2 rRNA genes are annotated in these 3,230 nt (G+C 53.4%); both read left to right on the top strand.

Annotated features, from left to right (window positions below):
- The first annotated feature begins 111 nt into the window (after positions 1-111).
- Positions 112-3,020: ribosomal RNA gene (locus tag Xenpb_RS20565) — 23S ribosomal RNA — on the top strand.
- Between the two features lie 92 nt (positions 3,021-3,112).
- Positions 3,113-3,228: ribosomal RNA gene (gene rrf / locus Xenpb_RS20560) — 5S ribosomal RNA — on the top strand.
- Positions 3,229-3,230: the final 2 nt, after the last annotated feature.

Raw genomic sequence — 3,230 nt, 5'->3', positions numbered from 1 at the left:
TGCTCTTTAACAATCTGGAACAAGCTGAAAATTTGAAACAATCAGTGTTATTGAAAAATGGCATTGATGAGTCTCTCAATACTCCAATCTGAAGACACCTTCGGGTTGTGAGGTTAAGCGAATAAGCGTACACGGTGGATGCCTAGGCAGTCAGAGGCGATGAAGGACGTGCTAATCTGCGAAAAGCGCCGGTGAGCTGATAAGCAGCGTTATCAGCCGGCGATATCCGAATGGGGAAACCCAGTGCAATCCGTTGCACTATCATTCACTGAATCCATAGGTGAATGAGGCGAACCGGGGGAACTGAAACATCTCAGTACCCCGAGGAAAAGAAATCAACCGAGATTCCCCCAGTAGCGGCGAGCGAACGGGGAGCAGCCCAGAGCCATCAACAATATCAGCGTCAGGAGAACGGTCTGGAAAGGCCGGCAGTAAAGGGTGACAGCCCCGTATCCGAAGACGCTGGTGTTGGGAGCTCGAAGAGTAGGGCGGGACACGTGGTATCCTGTCTGAATATGGGGGGACCATCCTCCAAGGCTAAATACTCCTGACTGACCGATAGTGAACCAGTACCGTGAGGGAAAGGCGAAAAGAACCCCGGCGAGGGGAGTGAAAGAGAACCTGAAACCGTGTACGTACAAGCAGTGGGAGCACCTTTTAAGGTGTGACTGCGTACCTTTTGTATAATGGGTCAGCGACTTATATTCTGTAGCAAGGTTAACCGTTTAGGGGAGCCGCAGGGAAACCGAGTCTTAACGGGGCGTTAAGTTGCAGGGTATAGACCCGAAACCCGGTGATCTAGCCATGGGCAGGTTGAAGGTTGGGTAACACTAACTGGAGGACCGAACCGACTAATGTTGAAAAATTAGCGGATGACTTGTGGCTGGGGGTGAAAGGCCAATCAAACCGGGAGATAGCTGGTTCTCCCCGAAAGCTATTTAGGTAGCGCCTCGTGAACTCATCTTCGGGGGTAGAGCACTGTTTCGGCTAGGGGGTCATCCCGACTTACCAACCCGATGCAAACTGCGAATACCGAAGAATGTTATCACGGGAGACACACGGCGGGTGCTAACGTCCGTCGTGAAGAGGGAAACAACCCAGACCGCCAGCTAAGGTCCCCAAGTCATGGTTAAGTGGGAAACGAAGTGGGAAGGCTCAGACAGCCAGGATGTTGGCTTAGAAGCAGCCATCATTTAAAGAAAGCGTAATAGCTCACTGGTCGAGTCGGCCTGCGCGGAAGATGTAACGGGGCTAAACCATGCACCGAAGCTGCGGCAGCGACACGTAAGTGTTGTTGGGTAGGGGAGCGTTCTGTAAGCCGCTGAAGGTGAACTGTGAGGTTTGCTGGAGGTATCAGAAGTGCGAATGCTGACATAAGTAACGATAAAGCGGGTGAAAAACCCGCTCGCCGGAAGACCAAGGGTTCCTGTCCAACGTTAATCGGGGCAGGGTGAGTCGACCCCTAAGGCGAGGCTGAAAAGCGTAGTCGATGGGAAACAGGTTAATATTCCTGTACTCGGTGTTACTGCGAAGGGGGGACGGAGAAGGCTATGTCAGCCGGGCGACGGTCGTCCCGGTTTAAGCGTGTAGGTGGGTGGTTTTGGTAAATCCGGACCGCTGTTAACACTGAGGCGTAATGACGAGGCACTACGGTGCTGAAGTGACAGATGCCCTGCTTCCAGGAAAAGCCTCTAAGCCTCAGGTAACATTGAATCGTACCCCAAACCGACACAGGTGGTCAGGTAGAGAATACTCAGGCGCTTGAGAGAACTCGGGTGAAGGAACTAGGCAAAATGGTGCCGTAACTTCGGGAGAAGGCACGCTGATAGGTAGGTGAAGCCCCTGCGGGCGGAGCTGAAATCAGCCGAAGATACCAGCTGGCTGCAACTGTTTAATAAAAACACAGCACTGTGCAAACACGAAAGTGGACGTATACGGTGTGACGCCTGCCCGGTGCTGGAAGGTTAATTGATGGGGTCAGCCGCAAGGCGAAGCTCTTGATCGAAGCCCCAGTAAACGGCGGCCGTAACTATAACGGTCCTAAGGTAGCGAAATTCCTTGTCGGGTAAGTTCCGACCTGCACGAATGGCGTAATGATGGCCAGGCTGTCTCCACCCGAGACTCAGTGAAATTGAACTCGCTGTGAAGATGCAGTGTACCCGCGGCAAGACGGAAAGACCCCGTGAACCTTTACTATAGCTTGACACTGAACCTTGAGCCTTGATGTGTAGGATAGGTGGGAGGCTTGGAAGTGTGGACGCCAGTCTGCATGGAGCCATCCTTGAAATACCACCCTTGAATGTTTGATGTTCTAACGCAGGCCCGTGACCCGGGTTGCGGACAGTGTCTGGTGGGTAGTTTGACTGGGGCGGTCTCCTCCCAAAGCGTAACGGAGGAGCACGAAGGTTAGCTAATCACGGTCGGACATCGTGAGGTTAGTGCAAAGGCATAAGCTGGCTTGACTGCGAGAGTGACGGCTCGAGCAGGTACGAAAGTAGGTCTTAGTGATCCGGTGGTTCTGTATGGAAGGGCCATCGCTCAACGGATAAAAGGTACTCCGGGGATAACAGGCTGATACCGCCCAAGAGTTCATATCGACGGCGGTGTTTGGCACCTCGATGTCGGCTCATCACATCCTGGGGCTGAAGTAGGTCCCAAGGGTATGGCTGTTCGCCATTTAAAGTGGTACGCGAGCTGGGTTTAGAACGTCGTGAGACAGTTCGGTCCCTATCTGCCGTGGGCGTTGGAAGATTGAAAGGGGCTGCTCCTAGTACGAGAGGACCGGAGTGGACGCACCACTGGTGTTCGGGTTGTCATGCCAATGGCATTGCCCGGTAGCTAAGTGCGGCAGAGATAACCGCTGAAAGCATCTAAGCGGGAAACTTGCCTTGAGATGAGTCTTCCCTTGTCCCTTGAGGACACTGAAGGAACGTTCGAGACGAGGACGTGGATAGGCCGGGTGTGTAAGCGTGGCGACACGTTGAGCTAACCGGTACTAATGAACCGTGCGGCTTAACCTGACAACACCGAAGGTGTTTTGGGCGTAGAGAGAGAGCAGAATGGGGTTTCAAATGCAAGACAGCAGCTTGTTCGGGATTGAATACAGAATTTGTCTGGCGGCAACAGCGCGGTGGTCCCACCTGACCCCATGCCGAACTCAGCAGTGAAACGCCGTAGCGCCGATGGTAGTGTGGGGTCTCCCCATGTGAGAGTAGGACACTGCCAGACAT

Origin of the sequence: Xenorhabdus sp. PB62.4 (genome assembly GCF_014467285.1) — a bacterium.
Taxonomy (GTDB): domain Bacteria; phylum Pseudomonadota; class Gammaproteobacteria; order Enterobacterales; family Enterobacteriaceae; genus Xenorhabdus.
Note: the sequence above shows the minus strand (reverse complement) of the source record. Positions and strands in the feature narration are given on the sequence as shown.